This is a genomic window from Paenibacillus sp. cl6col (assembly GCF_900102125.1).
GTDB classification, from domain to species: Bacteria; Bacillota; Bacilli; order Paenibacillales; family Paenibacillaceae; genus Paenibacillus_B; species Paenibacillus_B suaedae.
Genome location: NZ_FNAZ01000005.1, coordinates 442,363 through 465,433 on the forward strand (window position 1 = coordinate 442,363; position 23,071 = coordinate 465,433).

General features: G+C 41.7%; 22 protein-coding genes. 14 read left to right on the forward strand and 8 right to left on the reverse strand.

The genetic code is table 11. The annotated features are described in order from the left end of the window. Positions 1-186: 186 nt before the first annotated feature. The 3 genes from ald to BLS15_RS16180 form a co-directional block, all read right to left on the reverse strand. On the reverse strand, positions 187-1,317 hold the full coding sequence (gene ald, locus BLS15_RS16165; protein WP_021255757.1) for an alanine dehydrogenase: 1,131 nt from the start codon (positions 1,315-1,317) through the stop codon (positions 187-189). A 185-nt stretch (positions 1,318-1,502) separates the two neighbouring features. Further along, positions 1,503-2,792, reverse strand: coding sequence for a PucR family transcriptional regulator (locus BLS15_RS16170; RefSeq protein ID WP_028532654.1), 1,290 nt, complete (start codon positions 2,790-2,792; stop codon positions 1,503-1,505). 309 nt (positions 2,793-3,101) lie between these two features. Then, on the reverse strand, positions 3,102-3,410 hold the full coding sequence (locus BLS15_RS16180) for a hypothetical protein (RefSeq protein ID WP_021255760.1): 309 nt from the start codon (positions 3,408-3,410) through the stop codon (positions 3,102-3,104). Positions 3,411-3,854: 444 nt separating this feature from the next. On the opposite strand from BLS15_RS16180, the gene BLS15_RS29530 reads away from it, so the two are divergent. After that, on the forward strand, positions 3,855-4,631 hold the full coding sequence (locus tag BLS15_RS29530) for a hypothetical protein (RefSeq protein WP_021255761.1): 777 nt from the start codon (positions 3,855-3,857) through the stop codon (positions 4,629-4,631). Positions 4,632-4,912: 281 nt separating this feature from the next. Here the strand turns inward: BLS15_RS29530 and BLS15_RS16195 are convergent, their stop codons facing one another. Further along, positions 4,913-5,608 (reverse strand): ABC transporter ATP-binding protein, encoded by a 696-nt coding sequence (locus BLS15_RS16195; RefSeq protein WP_090512524.1) that lies wholly within the window; start codon positions 5,606-5,608, stop codon positions 4,913-4,915. Between the two features lie 74 nt (positions 5,609-5,682). Further along, the gene (locus tag BLS15_RS16200) at positions 5,683-7,398 is read right to left on the reverse strand and encodes an alkaline phosphatase (RefSeq protein ID WP_254777360.1); all 1,716 of its coding nucleotides are present in this window, start codon (positions 7,396-7,398) and stop codon (positions 5,683-5,685) included. Positions 7,399-7,769: 371 nt separating this feature from the next. On the opposite strand from BLS15_RS16200, the gene BLS15_RS16205 reads away from it, so the two are divergent. From BLS15_RS16205 to BLS15_RS16275, 13 genes are all read left to right on the forward strand, one after another. Beyond that, positions 7,770-8,378 (forward strand): hypothetical protein, encoded by a 609-nt coding sequence (locus BLS15_RS16205; protein ID WP_090512533.1) that lies wholly within the window; start codon positions 7,770-7,772, stop codon positions 8,376-8,378. A 17-nt stretch (positions 8,379-8,395) separates the two neighbouring features. Beyond that, positions 8,396-9,052, forward strand: a complete 657-nt coding sequence (locus BLS15_RS16210) for a hypothetical protein (protein WP_090512538.1) — start codon at positions 8,396-8,398, stop codon at positions 9,050-9,052. Then, the gene (locus BLS15_RS16215; RefSeq protein WP_090512543.1) at positions 9,052-9,618 is read left to right on the forward strand and encodes a hypothetical protein; all 567 of its coding nucleotides are present in this window, start codon (positions 9,052-9,054) and stop codon (positions 9,616-9,618) included. The genes BLS15_RS16210 and BLS15_RS16215 overlap by 1 nt, the downstream gene beginning before the upstream one ends. Positions 9,619-9,643: 25 nt before the next feature. Then, positions 9,644-9,931: a hypothetical protein gene (locus BLS15_RS16220; protein WP_090512548.1), complete on the forward strand. Its 288-nt coding sequence runs from the start codon at positions 9,644-9,646 to the stop codon at positions 9,929-9,931. A 189-nt stretch (positions 9,932-10,120) separates the two neighbouring features. After that, entirely contained in the window at positions 10,121-11,482 is a 1,362-nt protein-coding gene (locus BLS15_RS16225) for a stalk domain-containing protein (RefSeq protein WP_139170673.1), read from the forward strand. Positions 11,483-12,856: 1,374 nt separating this feature from the next. After that, positions 12,857-13,390 carry an ATP-binding protein gene (locus BLS15_RS16235; RefSeq protein ID WP_175460788.1) on the forward strand — a complete coding sequence of 178 codons (534 nt, stop codon included), beginning with the start codon at positions 12,857-12,859 and terminating at the stop codon, positions 13,388-13,390. A 12-nt stretch (positions 13,391-13,402) separates the two neighbouring features. Continuing rightward, complete coding sequence (locus tag BLS15_RS16240) at positions 13,403-14,461, forward strand: N-acetyltransferase (RefSeq protein WP_090512561.1); 1,059 nt, start codon at positions 13,403-13,405, stop codon at positions 14,459-14,461. Continuing rightward, positions 14,439-14,864 carry an ASCH domain-containing protein gene (locus BLS15_RS16245; protein ID WP_090512564.1) on the forward strand — a complete coding sequence of 142 codons (426 nt, stop codon included), beginning with the start codon at positions 14,439-14,441 and terminating at the stop codon, positions 14,862-14,864. The genes BLS15_RS16240 and BLS15_RS16245 overlap by 23 nt, the downstream gene beginning before the upstream one ends. 1,221 nt (positions 14,865-16,085) lie before the next feature. Continuing rightward, positions 16,086-16,403, forward strand: coding sequence for a nucleotidyltransferase family protein (locus BLS15_RS16255; protein WP_254777356.1), 318 nt, complete (start codon positions 16,086-16,088; stop codon positions 16,401-16,403). A 152-nt stretch (positions 16,404-16,555) separates the two neighbouring features. Next, positions 16,556-17,548: a helveticin J family class III bacteriocin gene (locus tag BLS15_RS16260; RefSeq protein WP_090512567.1), complete on the forward strand. Its 993-nt coding sequence runs from the start codon at positions 16,556-16,558 to the stop codon at positions 17,546-17,548. Between the two features lie 315 nt (positions 17,549-17,863). Beyond that, positions 17,864-18,637, forward strand: a complete 774-nt coding sequence (locus tag BLS15_RS16265) for an arylamine N-acetyltransferase (protein WP_090512572.1) — start codon at positions 17,864-17,866, stop codon at positions 18,635-18,637. 268 nt (positions 18,638-18,905) lie between these two features. Further along, complete coding sequence (locus tag BLS15_RS16270) at positions 18,906-19,457, forward strand: hypothetical protein (RefSeq protein WP_090512577.1); 552 nt, start codon at positions 18,906-18,908, stop codon at positions 19,455-19,457. Positions 19,458-19,480: 23 nt separating this feature from the next. Beyond that, positions 19,481-19,669, forward strand: coding sequence for a hypothetical protein (locus BLS15_RS16275; protein WP_021258673.1), 189 nt, complete (start codon positions 19,481-19,483; stop codon positions 19,667-19,669). A 696-nt stretch (positions 19,670-20,365) separates the two neighbouring features. Here BLS15_RS16275 and BLS15_RS16280 read toward each other — a convergent pair. From BLS15_RS16280 to BLS15_RS16295, 3 genes are all read right to left on the reverse strand, one after another. Next, on the reverse strand, positions 20,366-20,635 hold the full coding sequence (locus tag BLS15_RS16280) for a hypothetical protein (RefSeq protein ID WP_021252709.1): 270 nt from the start codon (positions 20,633-20,635) through the stop codon (positions 20,366-20,368). 1,146 nt (positions 20,636-21,781) lie between these two features. Then, positions 21,782-21,940 carry an aspartyl-phosphate phosphatase Spo0E family protein gene (locus tag BLS15_RS16285; protein WP_021258660.1) on the reverse strand — a complete coding sequence of 53 codons (159 nt, stop codon included), beginning with the start codon at positions 21,938-21,940 and terminating at the stop codon, positions 21,782-21,784. Positions 21,941-22,385: 445 nt separating this feature from the next. Then, entirely contained in the window at positions 22,386-23,030 is a 645-nt protein-coding gene (locus BLS15_RS16295) for a hypothetical protein (RefSeq protein WP_090512580.1), read from the reverse strand. Positions 23,031-23,071: the final 41 nt, after the last annotated feature.

The window sequence follows — 23,071 nt, forward strand, 5'->3', positions numbered from 1 at the left end:
GAAAGAGGTCAACATGCCAATTAAGCATTGGTTGTTGACCTCTTGTGTTTTCTAAGCTTACTTTTATAGGCTGTTCATTTCCAAAAAAATAGACGCCCAATTGCTGAGCGTCCCACATATAGAACATGGAATATGATATCTCCTGAGGGGGAGAGGAAACCCGTTTGTTGCCGTACAATCCTGTTATTAAATCACACTTGCATTATGGAGCGCCTCTTCGACAGGCACGTACGGAAGTGCGAGGTCGCGGGCTACAGCTTCGTATGTGATCGCACCGCCTGCAGTATTGACGCCGCGCATGAGCGGCTGGCTGTTCTGCAATGCTCTGCCAAGTCCGAGGTTCGCGATGCTTAATGCGTAAGGAACGGTAACATTCGTGAGCGCCATCGTTGATGTGCGCGGAACAGCACCTGGCATATTCGCTACAGCATAATGAACGACACCGTGCTTGACGTATATCGGATCGTCGTGAGTGGTAATGCGATCAACCGTTTCGAAAATACCGCCCTGATCGATGGCGACATCGATGACAACAGAACCAGGCTGCATAGAACGAATCATCGCTTCTGTTACGAGCTTCGGCGCTTTAGCGCCCGGTATAAGAACTGCACCGATGACCAAGTCGGATTCGGCTACCGCTTCAGCAATATTGAGTGGGTTCGACATTAAGGTATTCACACTCGAGCCGAATAGATCATCCAGCTGGCGCAGGCGATCTGCGTTCATATCGATAATAGTAACATCTGCTCCAAGACCTACTGCGATCTTGGCAGCGTTCGTTCCGACAACACCGCCGCCAATAACCGTAACCTTGCCGCGTCGTACGCCAGGTACTCCGCCAAGCAGGATTCCGATGCCGCCATGCGGCTTCTCGAGGAATTGTGCCCCAATTTGGGCTGACATGCGTCCTGCCACTTCACTCATTGGTGTGAGCAGAGGCAGCGTGCGATTGACTTCAACCGTCTCATAGGCGATTGCAGTAACTTTATGTTCGATTAATGCGCGAGCCAGTTCAGGCTCAGCTGCTAGATGCAAATACGTGAATAAGATAAGCCCCGGGCGGAAGTAACCGTACTCGGATGATAAGGGCTCCTTCACCTTCATAATCATATCGGCCTGTGCCCATACCTCAGCAGCGCTAGGAATGATAGTGGCACCTGCTTGTTCATATGAGGCATTGTCGAAACCGCTTCCAATTCCAGCGTCATGTTCAATGATGACACGGTGGCCGGCTTTATGGAAAGCTGCAACACCAGCAGGGGTGAGCGCAACGCGATTTTCATTATTTTTGATCTCCATGGGAACTCCGATAATCATTGCTTATCCTCCTCAAATATCCTGAACCTGTTTGGTTATCCAATTAAAGTATAATTCGTAGATCCCGCCAGCGCTTTGTCGTCAGCTCCAAAAAAAATACCCTGTCCTTGTGTAATTCCCACAAAGCCAGGGACAATTGCGTATCGGGTAATCGATCGCAGGGAAGGTTGGCAACGGATGACGTGTTACGTAGATTCGTTGTCCTTGTTTATCGTTGCCAATCGATGCAATTTTAATTCCAAAAATAGCGACATCTTCTCATCCATGCTGTCGACATCGACACCGCCGACTTCTGCAATGCGCTTTAATCGATACATGAGGGTATTCGTATGAATATGTAAGGCTTCCGCTGTCTTCTTCACATTGCAGTCATAACGAAGAAATTGTTCAATGGTATGTACGAGTCCGCTTGCATGCTCAGCATCATACATGCGCAGCTTCTCTAAGCCTATATGTTGAAAAGTCTGCTGTGATCCTCGTGCGGCAGAATGTGCAGTATGGTGTTCGAACAATAAGGGCAAATGACGGTAATAACCGAGCTCGCCATAGCTATGTACAGAATCTAATTCATCGGGGAATGCTTTTTTTAGATTGAGCGTTGTCATGGCTTCTTCATAACACCGTGATACGAGCAGGAACGAGGAGGATAGGGTGCTTGCTCCGCTGCGAACTGGTGAGGCGCCGAATCGCTGCTTCATATGCAGTATAAGCTGTTGACATGGTTCCTTGTACAGATTGGCAGAGCTATTTACATGTGATGACAGCACGGGCGCAGACATCATAATAAGCCGATCATGATCAATGACATGAAGCAGCATGCGCATATGCTGAGTTGTTTTGAGCGTGTAATGAATGTGACGATATAACTTCTCTTGGATAGGTGTACTGAACTGTATTATCCATATGAAATATTCAGGAGGGAACGAAATGCCGAGTCGTGCCGCATGCTCCCGAATGGCTTGCTCTGAGGTGTGGTGTCCGGTTAAGAGCTGCCAGAAGAAATCATGCTTATGCTGATCCTGGCGTCTGCTGTGCAGCTGATGCTGCATTAACTTGGCCTTGGCAGCCTGAGCAGCTTGGGATAATGTCTGGAGAGCTGTTTCTGGCAGCGATTGTTCACTGTCGAGCACCCATATATAGCCGATAATATCCTGTTGATGACGAATGGCTACCGCCAATCGATTGCCGAGACCTACCTCGTCGATATGTTGGATACGTATCGGTTCCATACTGGACATGAGCCGCTGCATCGTGCCGTCTCTCCATAATGCGCTGATGACTTGCTCAGGGACGCGCCGTCCGATAATTGTTGCTATCCTTGCAGGATCCGTGCCGGGGTGATGCGTGCTGTAGGCAAGCAGCTTATGTCCGGCATCTTCAATTGTGACAGGGCAATGAAGCAGATCACTGACCAAATCCGCAACTGCTTCTAAGCTGTCAAAATGCTGTTCGAACAGCTGGTTCATTTCATTCATGCACATGGCTCCTCAACAGTAGGAAGATCATGACTATTTTAGCATGAAATCCATCTGGCCGACTACATCGGACAAGGTCGAATGACCTACCATTTGCTTTGGGGCAGCTGTCCAAGTACGTTTCATTATTCTTTGATTTCTTTGAAAGAGGTATCGTATAACCGGAACATTGTCTTATAACCGGACTCATCGATCTTAATGCCAACATCCAGCGTACCCGTCAGCTCCAATGCGCCGGACGTTTATTGAAGCTTGGTGTCGGAAGGAACGAATACCATCATGATTTTGTTCCAGTACGTTTCGTCGCCATTATCGAAGGGACATTCTGCACCTGATCCCGGATTCCTTCAGCACATCATGCAGAACATGATGAGGGATGTTCTCAGCAGGAGAACCGACTCGATAGTAGGTATTCAACACAAGTTGCGTAGAGCCTCCTTTGGAACCGAGTGTTAATTCGAAGGGACCATAGCCCTTCTCAGCCCCGTGCTCGATTCCCGAACGAACCTGAAGGAGTACGAGCAGAAGCGCGATGGTAATCGCAATCGATACAATGGTAAGGAGGGAGAGCGTCTTCCGATGCATCATGTTGCGCCACAGTAGTTGGAACACGCTCATGTTGCTGCTCCCTCCATAAGCCGCATGCTGTTCATACTGCTGGTTTTAGTCTGAATACGGCCATGAAATGAAGAATGCGCACGCTGCTGAAATGATTAAAAAATGTAAGCGGATCAAGGCAGAAGTAAGTCAGCTTCACCCTATGGAAAGACTCGTCAAGGAAAACAGATACATGCGTCAAGGACTTTCAGGTACACACCTTTGTTTTTGACCCGCCAATTTCAGAAAAAACATATAGGAAACTACGTTGGAATGCGGTCAGGAGAGTTGCAGTGGCATTAAATATAATAGTCTATAAATGATTTTTTTTAAGTCGGTTAATTGCCGACTTTATTTTTTTATAGAAGTATTTGTAATGATTTAAATAATAAGTAAACATATGTTTAGACATTTATCTTTTATCATTGTATTCTCGTAGCAGTTGATATTAAGGAGAGATATGAAGTGAAAAAACATCTAACGCTTTTATTGGTATTGATCTTGTTAGTAGTATTCCCAGTCTCGGCATTTGCGAGTAGTAAAGTTGATACTATGGAAGGTTTATTGCCTCCTAAAGGTACGACGGTAGTAGATAGTAAGAACTTTGATAATAATACAGCTATGAGTGTGATTGATGGTGATTTAACTACTCAATGGGGCCCCACATCCGACTTCTTTTCTGGAAGTTTAGAAATCACGTTTCCTCAAACACTACATTTGAGTTCTGTACAAATCGCAGGAAAAGCGAGCCCAATGGATAATGTAACATATCAAATATTTGCTTATAAAAATGGAACATGGGAAGCAATAAGCAAGAAAGAAGTAAGATTTGTAAGTGACGAAGCCTCTGAACCTATCAGCGTAACCCCAGGCAATTATGAGAAAATAAAAATTACTGTTGATGGTGAACGTTCTTGGGTGTGTATTAAAGAAATTACGTTTGGATACGAACTAAATGAAGGACCTGATCCAGAAAAACCAACAGATCCAGAGCAGACCAAAGGAAACAGAGCATTATTAGTAGTTACTATGACAACTGGTTTGGAGAAAGAGTTTGATTTAAGTATGGATGAGGTTAATGCCTTCATCACATGGTACGAAAATAAGCAGGGTGGCTCAGGAACAGCTTCCTATGCAATCAACAAGCACAACAATAATAAAGGGCCATTCAGCGCACGTAAAGACTATGTTATCTTTGATAAGATTTTAACGTTTGAAGTGAATGAGTATACGACCAAATAAACTCAATGCCGCTCCTATGGGGCGGTTTTTTCATGTCAGCCAAAATAGAAAACAACTTCAATTACCACGCACCAAAGGAAGGGCAACCGGAAAAGTACACGCTATCCGAGAGAAGGCAAAAGAATTGACGAACGTGATTGACGAACTTGTCCAAACAGCCGGGAGAAGTCGTTAGCAACGACTAACCTAGAACAAGCGATGATGTGGGCTAACGCCTCTATCGCACGTAACGAGTAGCTACAAAACAACACTAACCAATTAATGGGGGTGGTGGTGATGACCTAATGGCTAGAGCAAGAAGCCCAAAAAGGATGTACAGCAAGCCGGTTAATGGCGGAGATATGAAGCTGCTTCGGGTACTGTGAAGCCAAGTGCTGGTCATGGGTGACTGTCAGCAAGGTTGAACCTTCCTCCTGTGCCAGTTGGAGAAGGAGATTCATCGTATATTGTGCCGTATCGTAATTGAGACTTCCGGTTGGCTCATCCGCAAGGAGAAGGGAAGGACGATTAATCAGGGCACGAATGATCGCAACCCGCTGCTGTTGACCTCTCGACAGCTGCCCTGGAAGATGATTCATACGATCCTGCAAGCCGACACGCTCGAACCATTGCTGAATATGCGAATGCCGTGCCCGTCCATGCAAGCTGCCATCGTAGACCAGCTCAATATTTTGCTTCGCAGAAAGGGAAGAGATGAGATGGAAGTCCTGAAAAATAATGCCCACATTCTTTGAGCGAAAGTGGTCGCGTTCCAGCTCTGTCATCTGGTGCAGAGGTTCATTGCCGACCTTACAAGTTCCTTCATCTGGAGCGAGTACGCCACACAGCAGGTACAACAAAGTGCTCTTGCCGCTGCCGCTAGGACCAAGCAGCGCAATTCGATCTCCTTGTGCAACATGCCAATGTGGAATATCGAGAATGGGAAGAAGCTGCTGTTGATTCCGATAGGACTTGCGAACCTGATGAAGATGTATCATTGAATCACCTCATTTAGTAAGGAAAAGGCAGGATGACACAATCACCCCACCCGTTCACATTAGAATCGATTTGATTATTTCAAAATGATGCGCTCAGACAAGGAATCCCATTTCAATGCTTTGCCAGTCAGCTTGCTGAATGCGTCAAGATCCACGTAGAGGACATTGCGATCCAATTCTGCTGGAATCGAAAGCGCTTTGCCGTTCAATGTAACGGAAGATCCGTCTTGAACCTTCAACGTCGCCTTGTCCTTCGTAAATGTAGTCGTTTTCGACGCGCTATCATTAGTTACTTTGATTTGCAATGCTTGTGCCAGCTTCACAGCAGGGAAGAGAACCTTGCCGTCACGGCTTACCTTGAATTTCGGATACAAGTGCTTGCTTTGCAGCTCGGCAGTTGCTTTCTTCAGATCCAAGCCTTGCACTTTCGCGATGCTTGTCGCAATGGCTGTATTATCAATTTGACCTTTTACATATTCCGTAATAGGACCGTATGCCCATACGCCTACATCTACCGCAGAGTGGCCATGTCCAGACCAGCCTACCAAGTAGCGCTTCGCCATCACCTGATTGAATGCGCCTTCTTGCTTGTAGGAGGAACCGTCGCCTTGCATGATGTATTGAGCTTCTTCATCGGTGATATCTGTAAAGCCTGTATGCTTCTTGATTAGCGCCTTCACTTCGTCAGTGGATGCAGCTTTTGCAAGCTGTGGCCCAAGAAGCTCGGAGGAGATTTTTTGCTTGTCCCACGTATCTACATTCAGTTCATAGATGTTGTCACGGGACAGAGAGAAGCCGCCTGTCTCATGATCGGCTGTAATTACGATGGAAGTGTTGCCGTCTTTCTTCGCGAAATCAAGAGCAACCTTCACTGCTGCATCGAAATCAAGCGTCTCTTGAATCATAGCGCCCAGGTCATTGGCGTGGCCTGCATGGTCGATACGTCCGCCCTCAATCATCATCGTGAAGCCTTTTGGATTCGTAGAGAGAGACTTAATTGCTGCAGACGTCATGTCTGCAAGGCTTGGAGTCTCAGGCTTGCGATCGAGTACGTAGTCCACATGGGAATCGTGGAAGAGGCCAAGAACCTTGCCATTTTTCGATGTTAACGATTGCAGACCCTTTTTGTCGTATACAACTTTATAGCCTTTTTTCTCGAAATCAGGGATGATTGTCTTGTCTTCGCGCTTGCCTTTCTCCTGCTTGCTTACGAATTGACGCTTGCCGCCTCCGAGCAGAACGTCAACTGCGCCTGACTCTAAATATTGGGATGCGATAGCATTTTCATTGTCGCGATTGCGAACATGGGATGCATATACCGCAGGTGTCGCATGTGTAATACGAGCTGTCGTTACAAGACCAGTTGATTTGCCAACAGCCTTGGAAGCTTCGATTACAGAAGCGAATGGCTTCGAGATATCTTCATTTGATACGCTGATTGCAGCGTTGTATGTTTTGTTGCCTGTTGCAAATGCAGTACCCGCAGATGCAGAGTCGGTTACTTCACCGGATACGATCGTATCTCCGTCTTCGCCCTTGTCAGCGAAGGTTGTTGCTTGGCCCACATACAGGCTGTCCATATATAAGGATGGACGCTTCAGCTTGTTCTTGGAGTAGATTCGTGCGGCAGATACTTGAGCAGGACCCATGCCGTCACCGATAAGGACGATGAGATTTTTCGAAGTAGGCTCTGGTTTCGCTGCACCCTTAGCGAGTACTGCATCGGATTGCATAGCTCCGAATGGCAGCATGAGAAGTGCCAGCGTCGTCACCAGCGACTTGCGTAACATTTTATTCAACCGAAATCCCTCCAACCAAGTATGTAATTTACATGTTTATTGTAGTCAAGGATTGTTAGCGATTGTGTAAATAAATGTAATTGGAAAATCAAATAGACTTGTATATTTTGTAAATCACCCTTATTGCGATCCCTGATACGCCTATGTCCGGCCTGAATAGCAGTAGGTTATAAGATTCGCTTTTATGAGTAGATTTAGCAAATGAAATGCTGCATGTGTCGGTATGGGCAGCTAGTTGTGAGTAATCGAATAGAAATGGGACGTAAGACCTGTAATGATAATCAGGTAGTCCATTGATTGTTTATCGTATAATACCTATACTTGGTAATGATTTGGTAAAAATGCGGGAGGAGAACGACAACATGGAGCGCTTTATAGACCCCCTTGGCCTTCCTTTTGGATTTTATGCGATATTGCGTCGGAATGAGCAGGTTGCCGTGAAGTGCCCGAAATGCACTGGCTTGGCCTACATCTCCCAAGGGGAGCAGGGAGTCGTAGTGAACTGCACGGCATGCTTTCATAAGGAGAAGGAACCCGAAGATTATCGTTATACAGCCAGCGGCGTGTGCACGGTGTGCGAGAGATGGTTCAATGAAGAGGTTACCGATCACAAGCAGCAGACCCATAAGGCAGTGCGTATCGCATGCCCGCATTGCTCAGCTGTGAATCAAGTGGCTATACGTAAGATTGTGGCCTATTCAGGCTGCTATTTGGATTTTCGAAATGAACGGGATCCGATCTTTCAATTGGAGCTGTACTACTTGGATTATTTCCGTGGGAAACCGGTATGGGCGGCCAACCGAGAGCATCTGAATTATTTGATCAGCTACATATCGGCAGAACTGCGTGAGAAGCCAGCTGCTGTCATCAAGCGCACGGCTTCACACTCGCTGCCCAAATATATGAAAGAAGCGAAGAACCGAGAAGCTATCGTGAAGCTGCTACATAAGCTGCAGCGTATAGATATGTAATTGGATAAGGAGGCATCATGAGCAAACTCAAGCTTAAATTGACCATTGCGCTAGTCATTATTGTTATTCTGAGCATTCCTGCTTACTTTATTGGCCGTACATTTGGTGTGTTCCAAGGCGAGGTCGTCTTAAGCAAGTATGCGTTAGCGATTGAGAAGGACGGCAAAAGGTATAATGCATGGCCTCTTCTTAACTATAATTCCGCAATGGATAAGAAGGGAGAAGAGCGGCATTTCTATTATCGGGTAGATACGGGAGACTTGGATGAATTGTTTATGCTGGCCTATGGCCAATATGAGGTGAAGTCCTCTGAGGAGAATCCCTTTTTAGACGGAAAAGTTCAGTATGATAACGAGCGTGTACATGCATATATCAAAACAGTTCCGAAGTTTGAAAATGCCAATGACTATACGAATATGTATGAATTTTTCGATGATAAAGGAAATCATGTATATACCTATGATCCGTCTGCTCCCATGGATACGGATTATGTGAAGGATATTATTCATGCTGGCATGTCGCGGACATCGGCAGGTGGGGGAACTACGGAGGCCGTCGATCGTTACATGAACGTGACGAAGCTGTTCAAGGATAAATTGGATATTACGGTCAAGCTAAAAGTTGACGATGATAATCGTATTGTAACGATCGTGATGACACGAGACAGGACGTGATGATAGTGACGAATCAGAATGAATGCAGACAAGGGCCTGCTTATTTGGACGGTATTGCAATCCCAGAGAAGCCTGCGGCATGGCACGAAGTAGAATGGACAGGAAGGCTCGCTATTGATGGTGGAGCGAGGAAGTTCCATATTTTCTATTATGGAGAGCTTATCGATGATCTGATCGCGTCGACGGATTTTGCACCACCGCTCATTCTTGCTGAAGATCCAGCAACAGGGAAGCGCTACGTGCTGTTCGATGGATGCAAGCATGGATATGATGCGATGCTGTGCGATACGTTCACTGCGGAGCAGCATAATGAACGGAAGCCGCTGCTTCCTTATGTAGATGGGGACGGAGAGGATCTATTCGAAGTATTCGTAACCGTCTATTATAATGTCGACTGGGACGACGAATTCGAAGAAGAAGTGGATGAGGACGGGAAGCTGGAGCTGATAAGCGGGGAGAAGTGCGACTTCGATGAGGCGAAGCGCAATGGATACGACGCGATCAGCATCACAATCGTGAACTCGCGCGGACGCAAGACGGAAATTGCCCAAGAAGAGCTGGCCTAGCCAGGATAAGTAGAGAGTAGCGGCCATGAGAAAATCAACGGTTTGTGTACTGCTGGCGTTCCTTTTCGCAGTGGGAGTACTGTTCGGTGGGGGAAGTTATTATTTGCTGCTGCAGCCCTCCGTTCAGGATATGTTTTTGACTCGTCCGTTCATGATCGTGTTGTTTATCGGTTGTGTTATCGGGATCGTGGCCTTGGTCGGGAGCATGGTGAAAAGGTTTTTAGGTTCGGAGTTGTTTATGTTGTTTTTAATCGGGATTGTGCTAGGATTCGTTGGAATTTGGATTTGGGCGATGACAGGCATGTTGACTTAATTCGCTAGGATGAACCATGGTCTAGTACATGTATATATGTGGGTATGAATAAATTGGTTAGTAAAAAATGGAGATAACCTTCTGTGCAACCTTTCGATCGAGTGCCCCGTCTGAGTGTGTGAATCAGCTGAGATATCATTGCGCAATGCGTCACCACACAACGAACCATTCGAGAGGAAGTAGACACCTATGAAGAAGACAACCATTGCAACTACCGTAGCATTAGCTCTTGGATTGATGGGTGCACAAGCGTATGCAGCCCCGGCGATACAACCAGTCGACACGAAGGCTGTGACAACGAACATGGAAGTGAAAGACTTGGGCACGAATTTCTACGACAAATATGTGAAGCAGTTCGTATATAACGAGAAGGGCGATATTGTAGGGATAAAACTTAGCGCTTCTCTGGATACAACATGGGTACATAACGTCGGCGCACAAGAGTCGGTTACGATTAACGGCAAAAAAGCGTCCGGACAAGTGATGGTAGATGGAAATCACATCCTTGTACCATTCCGTGCGGTAACCGAAGGACTTGGCTACAAGCTCACATGGAATCAGGCAGAGAAATCGTCCACCGCGGTAAAAGGCGACAAGATGGTGACGGCTATGCTGAACAAAGATGAATACCGTCAAGCGGAGGACATTCTGCATCTTGGAAAAGCAGCATTGCTCAAGGAACAGACGTTGTATGTACCGCTGCAGTTCGTCTCCAATGTGCTTCATGCAGGTGTGACGATAGATGCCAACGGTCTCATCGAGATTGAACGCCAAGATCCACAAGACTCCTTCGACGGCATGCATTGGGTCATTGTCGTAAATGGCGAAGGCCTTGGCGTGGACAAGAAGGATGTGTACACGACCGAGCACAACGTGATGGTCCCAGTCGAAGAAATCGGCAAGGCGCTCGGCTACAAAGTAGAGAAGAACGAGAAGACTGGCGCATACGAGTTCTCCCGCGCTGCCAAGTGGATTGCACTGAAGGAAGGCGACACGAAAGCCTCAGTAGGCAAAATGCTCGTCGAGCTGAAGGAAGCAGCAGCTGTAAAGAACGGCAAGCTGTACATGCCGGTTGACTCCCTTGGCGACGTATTCGGCGTGAAGTTCGGCATCGACCCGACTGGCGTAATCGGTATTAGTGAGGGAACGGAAGGGAAAGAAGATCCAAACCAAACTCCACAGGATTCCTTCGGCGGCATGCACTGGGTACTTGTCGTAAACGGTGAAGGCCTCGGCGAGATATCGAAAGAAGTATTCACGACTGAACACAATGTCATGGTGCCAATCGAAGAGATCGGCAAGGCGCTTGGCTACAAAGTCGAGAAGAACGATAAGACTGGCGCATACGAGTTCATGCGCGGAGCGAGATGGATTGCACTGAAAGAAGGCGACAAGAGAGCCTCTGTTGCTAAAATGTTCGTCGAGCTAAAGGAAGCACCAGTCGTGAAGAACGGCAAGCTCTTCATACCACTCGACTCCATGCAAGACGTCTTCGGCGCCAAGTTCGGTGTAGACCCAACAGGCGTTGTTGGGATTAGCGATCAGAAGTAAGGGAGTGGGATGAACTGATGCTATCGCTTCAGTTTAGATATAAAAGATTAAAGATACAGATATAGAGAAAGTACAAAGAGAAGATAAAAGGTTAGAATTATAAGTGAGTCAAAAGACACGCTAGTTGTTAGGGGAATATCCCTAGCTACTGGCGTGTCTTTTGTTTTAGGAATAGGTCATTGGAACTTTTTTAGGGTGAAAAAAATGATTTTAATAGATAGATAGAACAAATGGTATAAATTACATGGAAATATCCGCCTATAGGATAGATAATTGGTAAGGGATGTTTAAGGAGTTTGCAAATTTATTGTTTATCTGAGATACCGAAAAAGGGGACGGAACTTTGAAGGATGTCATATATAGTATATTCATGATATTAATTAGATTTTTTGTTAGCTCTACTACACGAATAATTACATGGAACCAAAGGAAAATTTCAACCCATATGTTTCAAGATATATATTTTGTCTTTGGTTTACTTTTTCTTATTTCGTTTTCGTTGATTCAATATACTAATTTATTTTCACAGTCGATTAAGCTGGGGATAATATTAGTTGTAGTCTTGGTAATGTTGGGAGTTATTAAAGAAATTCTCCTATTCGAACGTGGGAGTGAAGAGTATTTTTATCGAATGCTTGGCTGGTGGTTTGCCGTAACTTTTTTTACGATGTTAATTTCTATTCACTTAATTCAATTGATACCTAACAGTATTAATTTATTCATCATTCCATTTTTCTATACTATGTATTATGGAATGAGGTATCTATTTGTTAGATGGATAAGGCATTGGTTTTTTTATTTTTTGTTGTTCCTAATGATGCCAATTATATCCTTATTCGTTTATAGTTTCATCGGAAGGTTTTTATTTGAAATTACTAATGAGAGAATCTTTATCTCAGATTCTGTTTCAAAATGGATGGTCATTCTTTTTTGTATCTTGTTAATTAACTTTTTTATATATTGGACTCCTAGTAATAGATTTGATGAAGTAAAAGTAGCTGTTTATTTGTTATTGGCAGTATTTTCGACGATCTCGTATTGTTTTTTCATCTCAGATTATCTAGCAGAACTTGTTACACCAAGACTTAATCAAATTTATAAACTTAATATTATTACTACTTTTGAAATTAAAGAACTTATTGATTCAATTGTAAAATGGATCTCATTACCATATTTAATTGGTTCGGTATTTGCTTGTTTCACAATTGAAATTGTAAATAGAAATAAGAATATGAGAGGAAATTCAAGGTAGCTTGGCACTTCATTACAATATATGCTAAGGATCATTAGCTCTCGATCCGGATGGGAGGAAAAAAGCCTTATGTTTTTAATAACATCTTTGTAAACCAAAACTAGCATCAAGGAGGGCTCATTTTGAGAAAGATAATATTTGTTGGAGGAATTCACGGGGTTGGAAAGACATATTTGTGTAAAGAAATTTGTAAAGAAATCGACCTGCCACATTTCTCTGCAAGTCAACTTATCCGGAAACAAAAAGAAGAGGAAATGAGTGCGCTTAAGAACGTAACGGACGTGAAGGCGAATCAGGCTGCATTAATTATGGCGATTAATAACTTGATGATAGATACTCCCTCATTACTTTTAGACGGGCATTTTTGCATACTTAATAGAGAAGGAGAAATAGAGGGAGTACCAACGGAAACTTTTGAGCGAATGGAGGTTGCTTGCTTTTTGGTAATTACTGATGAACCAGAAAAAATTCGTGCACGTCTCAAAGCTCGAGATAATATAGAGTACTCTATAGAAATGCTTGATAATTTCCAATCAGAAGAAATTTCATACGCTAAACAACTGTCAAAAATATCAAAAGTTCCGCTACTCATACATAAAAGCAGAGATGATCGCAAGAATTTATACAATTTTATTAATGATAACATCTATATTTAGGAGGATTCATTTATGAACGACTATTTAGTTAAAAAGCGCTTTAGTGATATTGACTTAAACGCCCCCTTTTTTTACTCTCTCAAAGTAGATTACAAAGAATTTGAAGAATGGTTCAACAGGAAATGTAATTCTGAAGCTTACCTATTCTATGAGAATGAACTGGTTGAGGGTTTTCTTTATTTTAAGTGCGAAGATGGATCAGTTGAGGATATTGAACCTATTTTAGACTGTTCATCTGCTCTCAAAATTGGCACTTTTAAGATTAATCCTCATGGAACAAGATTGGGAGAGCGATTTATTAAAAAAGCACTCGATTATGCTTTAATTAATAAGGTTGAATATTGTTATGTAACAATATTTGATAAAGAAGAAACCAGTGGATTAATAAGGTTATTGAGGAAATATGGTTTTTACGATTATGGCACTAAGACCACATGGAACGGGACAGAACTAGTTTTAGTAAAAAATTTGAAAGATTCTCAAAATGATATTCTTAAGGACTATCCTATGATTAATGTAAGTGGGAAGGATAAATATTTATTGGCAATATATCCACAATATCATTCAATTATGTTTCCTGATTCTATCTTAAGAAATGAAAGTGTCGATATACTGGAGGATGTATCCTTTACCAATAGTATCCATAAAATTTATGTTACAACAATGCCAGTTAATAGAACCTCTCGAGGAGACATTTTAGTTATGTACAGAACAGCGACACCTGGCCAAGTTGCAGAATTTTCATCAGTAGCAACCTCGATATGTGTTGTAGAAGAAGTTAAAAAGCAAACTGAATTTATAGATTTTGAAAGTTTTTACTCTTATGCTAGTACCTATAGCGTTTTTGACAAAGATGACTTGAGGCACTGGTATGATAAAGGTGGTTGTTATACTATTAAAATGACATACAATGCAGCTCTTAGCAAAAGACTTATCAGAAGGAAGCTGATTGAAGAGATAGGTATAGATAAAGGACGTAGATTACGTTGGTCTTTTATTCCATTGAATGATAATCAGTTTACTCAAATTCTTAAAGAAGGTGGAGTAAGTGAAAGTATTATTATCGATTAAACCGGAGTTTGTGGAGAAGATTTTTAGTGAAGAGAAAAGGTATGAGTATAGAAAAATTATTTTCAAGCAAAAAGTAGACTCTGTAGTAATCTATTCCACAATGCCCGAAGGAAAAATCGTAGGAGAGTTCAGTATCGATAAGATATTAATTAATGATCCTGAGAGAATTTGGGAAATAACAAATCGTTACTCTGGAATAACTCATAATTTTTTCAAACAGTATTTTAATAATAAAGATAGTGCTTATGCCATAAAAATTGGTGAAGTGGAGCGTTATGACGAGCCTATAGATCCTAAAGACTTTGATTTCCCATTTACAGCTCCACAGTCATTTTTCTATGTGGATGACGATTTTCGTCCGATTTCCCAGAAAGCCGACCCTGTAGAATCTGTGCTCTTTTGACTTTTATTGATAATTCTAACATGCTATATTTGTATTGTTGAGACAGGCGAGAATGACACGCACGGCTGCACGAATGTGGCATTGACCGGGCGTAAGTCTTCTCGCTTTTCTTTTATATACAGCAGTTATTTAGCGATACGCGAGTATCCCAAAGTATATGCTACACAATGATTTGTTCTGTAAATATCCAAAAATCCGCATAAGATTTCCACTCTATATTTTCACTTCCAGCACAAACCTTTTGGTGAGGGAAATCAAATGACTAAGCAAAACGAGTTTTATCTGCTTATAAATCAGTTATTTTGTTAGATGTACAGTTTGACAATGAACTTTAAATTTAGTAATTCAGAAAAATGGCCTTATCATTCTTCTTGTGTAACAATGTACATAAGCATTTTTTTTCTGTTTTTGGATTTGATATTATTCAGCTTGAAATTATGAGCGGCTAAAAGAAATTCAACTCGAGAAAATAAGGAGGCTTTGTGAAAAAGCTGCGCTTTATAATGATTCGTATATAACAATCGATGAAATTATAGGAATAATTATCCCGTTAAGGTTGCGCACATACTTGATGCATTAAATGCAGTAAACTCTATCCCATATGAAACATGGGGTTTGAATACACCTAATGATAAGCTGTTGTCAAGATTTGACGGGGGACATCAGAATTCGAAAAAAGCATTCTTACTCACAGGAAAGCCTAGATTGGGCAAGACAACTACTATAAAACATTCCACGGTAGCCCGCGGTTGGGACGGCTCGGCAGTTGCTGGATTTATCATGCCCTGTAACCCGAGCGTTAGCATGATTCCGGCAACGCACAAGGCAATCAAGCGTGTACATGTGTTGAACAAATGAAGCACCTTTCTCTATGAATTATTGCACGATTCTCGATGATTGCTGTCGAAGCAAGCGGTGTGGATAGCCTCTATTATGATTATTCATAGGATCATCATTCATTTGTATCCCACGAAGTGCATAATTTTGTATGACGCTCAAACGTTTTTTAATCATGCACGATTGGGACGGCCTATCCATAAGCTCAGGTGAAAAAATGATGTTGTCACTTTGATGAAAATTTTGGATAATAATGATGTTCTGCTACGAAGGTATGAGGTGATGTAGGTATAACGATCCAGCATTAGAGAGTAGGGTGATTCAGTTGACTTCAAGTCTTGAACAGCAATGGAAATCAACCCAAATTCATGAGAAGAAGAGTGGTTGCTAGAGTCCAAGTTAAAGCAATGCTTGTACGAGCATGAAGCAATGATAGAGTCCATGCTCGATGCATTGCGTAGGTGGCCGGAAACGGCTACTGCAATCGGCGTCAGATTGGATGAGGATAATCAATTGGACTTTTGCGCGGCATATGGATTAGAGGATTTATTCGAGTCTAATCGTAAGGGGATGTCAGTTATTAACGATCTTGGATCTGTAGGTTACCGTTCTTTTTTGCAAGTGAAAAATGCTCAATTTTGCAGCCAAAAGTGCCAAGACACTTGCCAACCTCCAAAGCTTACAAAGGGATTCACTCCATAGTTTGTTTGAAGCGGAAGCTCAGAAATTCATTGTTCTAAATTACTTGCATTCCCCATATGATTTAGTTCGTAATCGAGTAAGGTCGTCTCAAACGATCGATTGCATGTTATGGTATCTTGTCCAATTCTATTTTTCTTAATGGAGGTATCCGTATGTTGCAAGTTCAAGCTTTGGATCTTCTGAAAAAACAGTTGAGAATGTTCACACCTGTTGTTCTCGCCATTCTTATTTTTGGAATGTCTGTTTTTCCCGCTTTTGCGGCTACTCCTGGGAAAACGGTAAACGCATCGGCAACACTCGCTTACAATCTTAAAGGACTGAATCACAATGTGGCTGTGCAGAAAGCTTACATCGCAGATAAGTATCTTTACGTAACTCAGCGGTCTGGGGGAACATGCTATCTTTCACGATTGCTCATAAACGGAAATAACGCTACATACATGGATGAAATGACCGTTACCAACACTGGACATTGTCAGACCCTCGATATGTATGCATACAACGGTATCAATTATTTCTATTTCAGTTCAAAGGCGGATCCTTCAACATCAAATTACTGGTCCCTCCAGGTGGCAAGACTTACATACGCTGCCGGTACGACAGTTGATTATACGGCTCTCCATCGATTCACCTACATGAATTATGTGAATAAAACGGGTGCAAAACTAGGGGAGACCTATCGTGTTGATGGGGGCGGCAATAGTAAATATACGTTTTTCCGGGTACAAACGAAAGAGGGTACAGTAACTTGGTCGATTTATGACACAGTGGCATTGAATAAACTTCTTGATAGCAACGAACAGGTTCGTATGGATAGTGCGGCGGCGAAAAGCGCATGTGTGACCAGTTTTACGCAGTCGGGCGATGGTATAGTCAGACCGAACGGGTCTTTCCAGGGGGCTGATATGCTCGATAGCACAGAAATATATACATCAGGCGGAGCAGAAGGTCAAACCCCGCAGATTGCGATGATGACAAACACGGGAGCGTACAAAACCCTCGTGAAAATTACGAATGTGGGTACTCATGAAATCGAGGGAGTACAGACCAAAAACGGCAACGTATATTTTACAATCGTTGTGGATCCTGTAGATAAGAAGAATACGCAGAAAGTTTATTACGTTCCTGATAGTGTATTTAAATAACAGTCAAACGGTTCAACCTGAGTGCGTAAAGTTTCCAAACAGAAATCAAGTGCAAACATAGTAAGCCGCCATTTTGGTGGCTTATTTGTCGTCTTAAAGAAGTATTGGAGCTCACAACAGATGAATGCTTAGAATGTCGACCATCATCGGGTACATGGGAATATCGCTCTTACAACTGCAGCTCTAATTAGATTATATTTTGAAATATAGACTGGAAAATATGGAAATTACAAGCGATGAGGGAGATAATAAATATAGGAAAGACGCCTTGTTCAATGGGATAAATATCGCGAAAGCATATGAAAGGAGTTCACTATGGAATATGAAGCGTTAGTTGCTCGGTTTCTTCATTTTCTGTCGGTTGAAAAGCAGCCTATAAGCTTGGCGTTTCTCAATGAACTTATTCAGAGGCATCAAGAGAGAGTAAGATGGGAAACGCTGACGAAAATACTAGATTGGGAAAAAGGAAATCGAACAGGAAACTACCTCCCTTCTATTGATACGTACATCGAGCGCATCGTGAACAAAGGGATGGGAGGAACATGCTGGACAAATGCAATAGGGTTTCATTGGCTGCTATCCCGGCTTGGATCTTCCGTTTCTTATATGTACATGGACCCTGGCCACTTGTGTTTGCGCGTGGATCTCGATCAACCTTACTATGTAGATGTCGGGTATTGTGCTCCGCTATTTCAGGCATACCCGCTGTATCAATCTTTTCAAGTGAAAAATGTAAGGGAAGTCTTTACCTATCAGGTATCTCAGAATGAAATTCAGATTATTCGAAACCCCGGACCTACTAAAACCCTTGATCCCAATCCGATAGCATTAGAAAAAATGACTCCGCTGATTAGGAATGCGAACAATTGGGATACATCGCCTATGCTGCAAAACATTCAAATTTTCGGCTACATCAATGGAATTCCGACTTCGTTGAACGATAATGTGCTAAAGCAAAATTTTCAGCATGAGAAGGTGGAAAGACATCTAAACCCTGACGAGCTGAGAGAATGGGTTACGGAAAAGTTTCAAATCGATCAGCAAATGTACGAAAATGCCTTAAGCATATTCAGTGAGAAGAGAACATAATGTATGGAGCCTCATCGAGAATACATGTTATTAGATAGGAAGCAGATCCTATATGCTACCGAAATAAAATATTTACAGTAAACATTTAGTGTTAAAGTTCTGATACAATCACTGCCATTTTCTTAGTTTAATACATAAGATTGAAAATTTGATAGAGAGTAATTATATCAAATAAATGGTTGACAATGGAATTAATGTGCTATATAACTAGATTAGTTACATTATCTGGGTATAATGTGATAAATTATGAATAGGAGGAAGTGCAGCAATGAAACCTAGTGTGAAACGTCTTCTGGCCACAACACTGTCTACGGCAATTATTTTCTCTGTGACATCACCTGTATTTGCTAATGTTGTTCCTACAGCCACCACTCCAAGCTCGTTTGACAACTCTAATCTTTCAGAACTTGATAGAATTGAATTGGAACTGAGACAAGTTGACTACGTAGATCTTTTCAGAACCGTAGGTACGAATCTTGGAATAGTTGAGGCTTCTGGTGAAGCAAGCACGTTGGGATGGAAAAGTAAAGCTGCAAAAGAAATAGCAAAAGATTTGATCAAAAAACTCAAGAATGTTGGATCTCGGGCTTGGAATGAGCAGATAGCTAACTACGTGAATAAAATCCCGTTATTGAGCGAAGGAGCAAAAGATAAACTTAAATATTATCTTGGTTATCAAGTGTTAATGGAAGCTTTAGATGTTATGCTTAACTTTACGGGCATAGCAGAGGATGGACTCACATATGCTTTTGAATATATGGGATTGCCTAAATGGTTGGCGGAAATTGCAGCTAGAGCTATTGTCTTCTTTCTGTTGTAAGGCAAATAAAGGAGGAACTAAACGTGTATATACTGGCACTGATTATATTTATTATTACAGGTTTAGTATCCGTACTTGATATTTTGTTTGGTATAAGTAATTTAGGTGGTGAGGGGTTCAATCTGGCGATTAGAATTTCACGGTTGTTGTTCGTTTCCTCAGCACTATTTTTGTTGGTTCGAAAGGATAAAAGCAGTAAAAAGAAGGACTAGTTCCCACGAATCGAATTGCAAGGAGACAGGACTAACTTGGTATATCAAGGGGGACTTTGAGACGTACTCGTACGAATTCGGACTTCTAAAACATATGTTAGTTAGGAAGGTGAGCTAAAGCAAGCTCACCTTTTCAATTTCAAGGGCTGTAGAAAGTCGAAATAATGAGTTAGTTAGAGAAAAGTGGTTATACAGAACTCTATCGGTCAAAGAAACGTTTTAAACCTGACGGTGCTTGAAACGTTGCTTTCTTTCCTTGCTTTTGGAACCGTAATGCTAATAGACATGTTCTTATAGGAGCTAAACCGTATTCAACAACGATTTTTGGAATCGCTTTAATCTCTAACAAGAAGGAAATAGCCAAACAAATTTATAGAAGTTTAGCGAGATGAAATGTGTTTTACCACAGAGTTTGTAAGCGATTTGTAAGGATCAAGTAGAACTAGTGAACTTGGTTCTTTTTTATACATGGTAGGGAGCCTGCCCTCTTTCATTTGGTGAGGAGATTGTCATTTCGGCGATTCATTCGGGTACATGGCAATACTTCTCCTTCTTACAATTACAGCTCTAAATTGAATAATTGTTTGAAAAATCGATTGGAAAATGTGGAAATTCCATCCGATGAGTCTAATAAAGATAGGATGGGCGCTGGCTGTTATTAGAAATTAAGGATGCCTCGAAAACGCATCCTTTTTTTTATTCTGTATCAGGTTTGAAAACTAAATACAGCACATAAACAATAAGTGTAGCGATACCCAATTCAAACAGCAACCTGAAATAATCCAATTGATAAAATTCAAAGAACTCACCGACCTTTTGTTCGCTTTGCAGCTCCCACAGAGGAACGTACTCCTTGGATTCATACTTCATTTCTCTGCCCCAAACTACTGTCACTGGAACTTTTAATACACCTAAAATTGTGATTACGATCAAATAAATACCCAGAAAAATTCTCTTTATAATCAAATACAAGACCTCCCATAAAATAGTTGATTTACAGTATTCGACATTTCGAGAACAAAACTCCTAAAATTATTTTTTATTGCATCAATATTCAATAGACAGGCATTTGACTACATGTTAAATTAAGATCAATATTTAAAATTTATCAAAATATACCCTATTATGGGATATATAAGGAGGTGAAAAAGTATCTATTGCATCTTTGACCTTACTTCTTAGTTGCAGTTTGTTCATGTCTGCTGTATCTACAAGTCCAGACATTACACTGAAAAGCGAAAATGTCCCTGGTTCTGAGAAGAGATGATTAGATGTTGACATATTTGATTTTTTTCATAACCAACTTTGTAGTAGCTTACTTCTACATCGACTATGGAGACTATGTTAAAGCTTTTTGGCTGTCTGTTTACTTGGTGACTATGGTTTTTGTTGTTGATTTAATTAAGCACTATATGAAAAAAAGGAAACAATAAATAGGGTTAGGACAAACAAGGTTCTCTCTTTCTTAGCAGATTGCAAGCTAACTACCATCCTTGATGGAGTTCATTGTGAAGTTCGTTGATTGTCGGTTTAAACTCTTTAGACCTTAGAATTTCCTACTGAAGATACCAATGTATTTGTGTAAATTTCGGTCTGATTCAAAATGATCACATCTACTGTATCTTGGGGCGTAGGATTAACGGCAGAAGATTTATGTTGTCCTTTATTTAATACCTTAAAGGTAGGAGGTGGTATTTATGGATCTGGAAACTAGAAAAATTTTGAAATTTATTCTTAGAACTATTGCAGTTATTTTAGTTCTTGTCATCATCTTAATTGTTTTTGGCGTAGTTCAATTCATTATCCTGACCTCATGACATGATTTTAGTATAGTTGACAGACATAATGATGGATAATCCAAATTTATTTCCCTTTTTCAGAATAAGGTTTTTTTATTAATAGGGGTAACTTTGTGTCAATTGACATCAGAAAGTTGTTAAAACACCTAATTTGTAGTAAAGCTCAATCCGGTCTTACTGGGGGAAGAAATCAGCGTGAGTGGTCTATGATGAGGTTATATAATGACAATTATTTGATGGAGTATCTTCGATGGAGTCGATTTTTTGTTACAGCTTTTCACGTTCTGTCTAAATAAGCGCTTACACACTTGTATTATTTGCGTTTCCGAAACCTCATAGTTTGTTGCTTTACAATGAGTTCATCTAATTGCTGGCTTATCCGTACAACCTCTTCGTCAGTGAAGTTTTGTTTCTCTCTTACGACTTCGATTAATTTGTTCCTTAGATTATTTATTTGTTCATTAATTATCAATATGGTTTCACCTCACGTACACTCTACAATGATTGTTTCCACTGGTAAGTATAATGTACGTTTCAATATATTCCATATAATAGGATAAAAGAAACGAAATCACAAAATTGAAAGAGCACCCGGAGGTGCCCCTTTGATTGCTGTCATTTGTTCATTTTCTTCTTGTAGATTAATTGCTGCCTAACAAGCCCAATAAACACAACTGTAAAGAGTATTGATTGAATCCAGTTACTTCCATTCTTGAAAATCGTGTTGTAATACGACACCAGTAGCCCGATTGCCAAAAACCCCAAGTAAATAAAGTTCCTAACTACGAGGTTCTTTCTAAAGATGAAGTGAATGACAAATACGGCTAATAGAACGTATAGAGTAAGAAAAGAAATGGTAGTTAAAAACGTTTCAAATTGACTGAGTTCCATAACTCCCTCCTCTATGTTAATGCCAACTAGTTGGATGTGACCTCATAATAGATCACTGGCAACCAATGAATGTTGAGCGTTGCTCCGTTCCCACGGTTGTAATAATCAAGGTCATTCGCGATTGAGTTTGCAGCCCATCCCCAAGCGGCACCAGTTACAGCGGCAAGCCAACCTGCTGGAATAAAAGCAGCAGCAGCGGCAAGGAATGAGGTGATATTACCCGATTGACGCATTGCAAGAGCGTGTGCTTTTGTCTCCGAGTCGCTAAAAGTGATTGCTACTCCCCACCAGTAAGCGTTGCTGAATGCATTAGTTGAATATCTTTCTGGTACGCTCACTTGCCCGTTTTGGATCACAATTGTCCCTTGACGAACTTCTGCATTAAGGCTTTCGATGCCTTTTTTGTAATGCTCATAGATGTCTGTACCTACGACATTCTTCGCGGCAGGATCAATCACGAATTGGTCTTTGCTGACCGTGATGTAGCGATCCATGACTGATACGGCATTAAGAACCTTTTTGCTGAACTCATCCTTACCGATTTGAAGCATGTGACCTTGTTTCTGTAACTCCGCCTGCTGTTCTGGCACAGATGCCGCCAATGCCATTGGTGCGAACATCGAGAATGCCATGCTTACACTTAATAGGGATACGATCCATTTCTTCTTCAAGCAACTCGCCTCCTGGAATTTTTTTTGGCGAAGTTACTCTT

What these genes read in the sequence shown, in the direction of transcription:
- ald (WP_021255757.1), bottom strand. Translation starts at nt 1,317, where the DNA reads ATGATTATCGGAGTTCCCATGGAGATCAAAAATAATGAAAATCGCGTT.
- BLS15_RS16170 (WP_028532654.1), bottom strand. Translation starts at nt 2,792, where the DNA reads ATGAATGAAATGAACCAGCTGTTCGAACAGCATTTTGACAGCTTAGAA.
- BLS15_RS16180 (WP_021255760.1), bottom strand. Translation starts at nt 3,410, where the DNA reads ATGAGCGTGTTCCAACTACTGTGGCGCAACATGATGCATCGGAAGACG.
- BLS15_RS16195 (WP_090512524.1), bottom strand. Translation starts at nt 5,608, where the DNA reads ATGATACATCTTCATCAGGTTCGCAAGTCCTATCGGAATCAACAGCAG.
- BLS15_RS16200 (WP_254777360.1), bottom strand. Translation starts at nt 7,398, where the DNA reads ATGTTACGCAAGTCGCTGGTGACGACGCTGGCACTTCTCATGCTGCCA.
- BLS15_RS16205 (WP_090512533.1), top strand. Translation starts at nt 7,770, where the DNA reads ATGGAGCGCTTTATAGACCCCCTTGGCCTTCCTTTTGGATTTTATGCG.
- BLS15_RS16210 (WP_090512538.1), top strand. Translation starts at nt 8,396, where the DNA reads ATGAGCAAACTCAAGCTTAAATTGACCATTGCGCTAGTCATTATTGTT.
- BLS15_RS16215 (WP_090512543.1), top strand. Translation starts at nt 9,052, where the DNA reads ATGATAGTGACGAATCAGAATGAATGCAGACAAGGGCCTGCTTATTTG.
- BLS15_RS16220 (WP_090512548.1), top strand. Translation starts at nt 9,644, where the DNA reads ATGAGAAAATCAACGGTTTGTGTACTGCTGGCGTTCCTTTTCGCAGTG.
- BLS15_RS16225 (WP_139170673.1), top strand. Translation starts at nt 10,121, where the DNA reads ATGAAGAAGACAACCATTGCAACTACCGTAGCATTAGCTCTTGGATTG.
- BLS15_RS16240 (WP_090512561.1), top strand. Translation starts at nt 13,403, where the DNA reads ATGAACGACTATTTAGTTAAAAAGCGCTTTAGTGATATTGACTTAAAC.
- BLS15_RS16260 (WP_090512567.1), top strand. Translation starts at nt 16,556, where the DNA reads ATGTTGCAAGTTCAAGCTTTGGATCTTCTGAAAAAACAGTTGAGAATG.
- BLS15_RS16265 (WP_090512572.1), top strand. Translation starts at nt 17,864, where the DNA reads ATGGAATATGAAGCGTTAGTTGCTCGGTTTCTTCATTTTCTGTCGGTT.
- BLS15_RS16270 (WP_090512577.1), top strand. Translation starts at nt 18,906, where the DNA reads ATGAAACCTAGTGTGAAACGTCTTCTGGCCACAACACTGTCTACGGCA.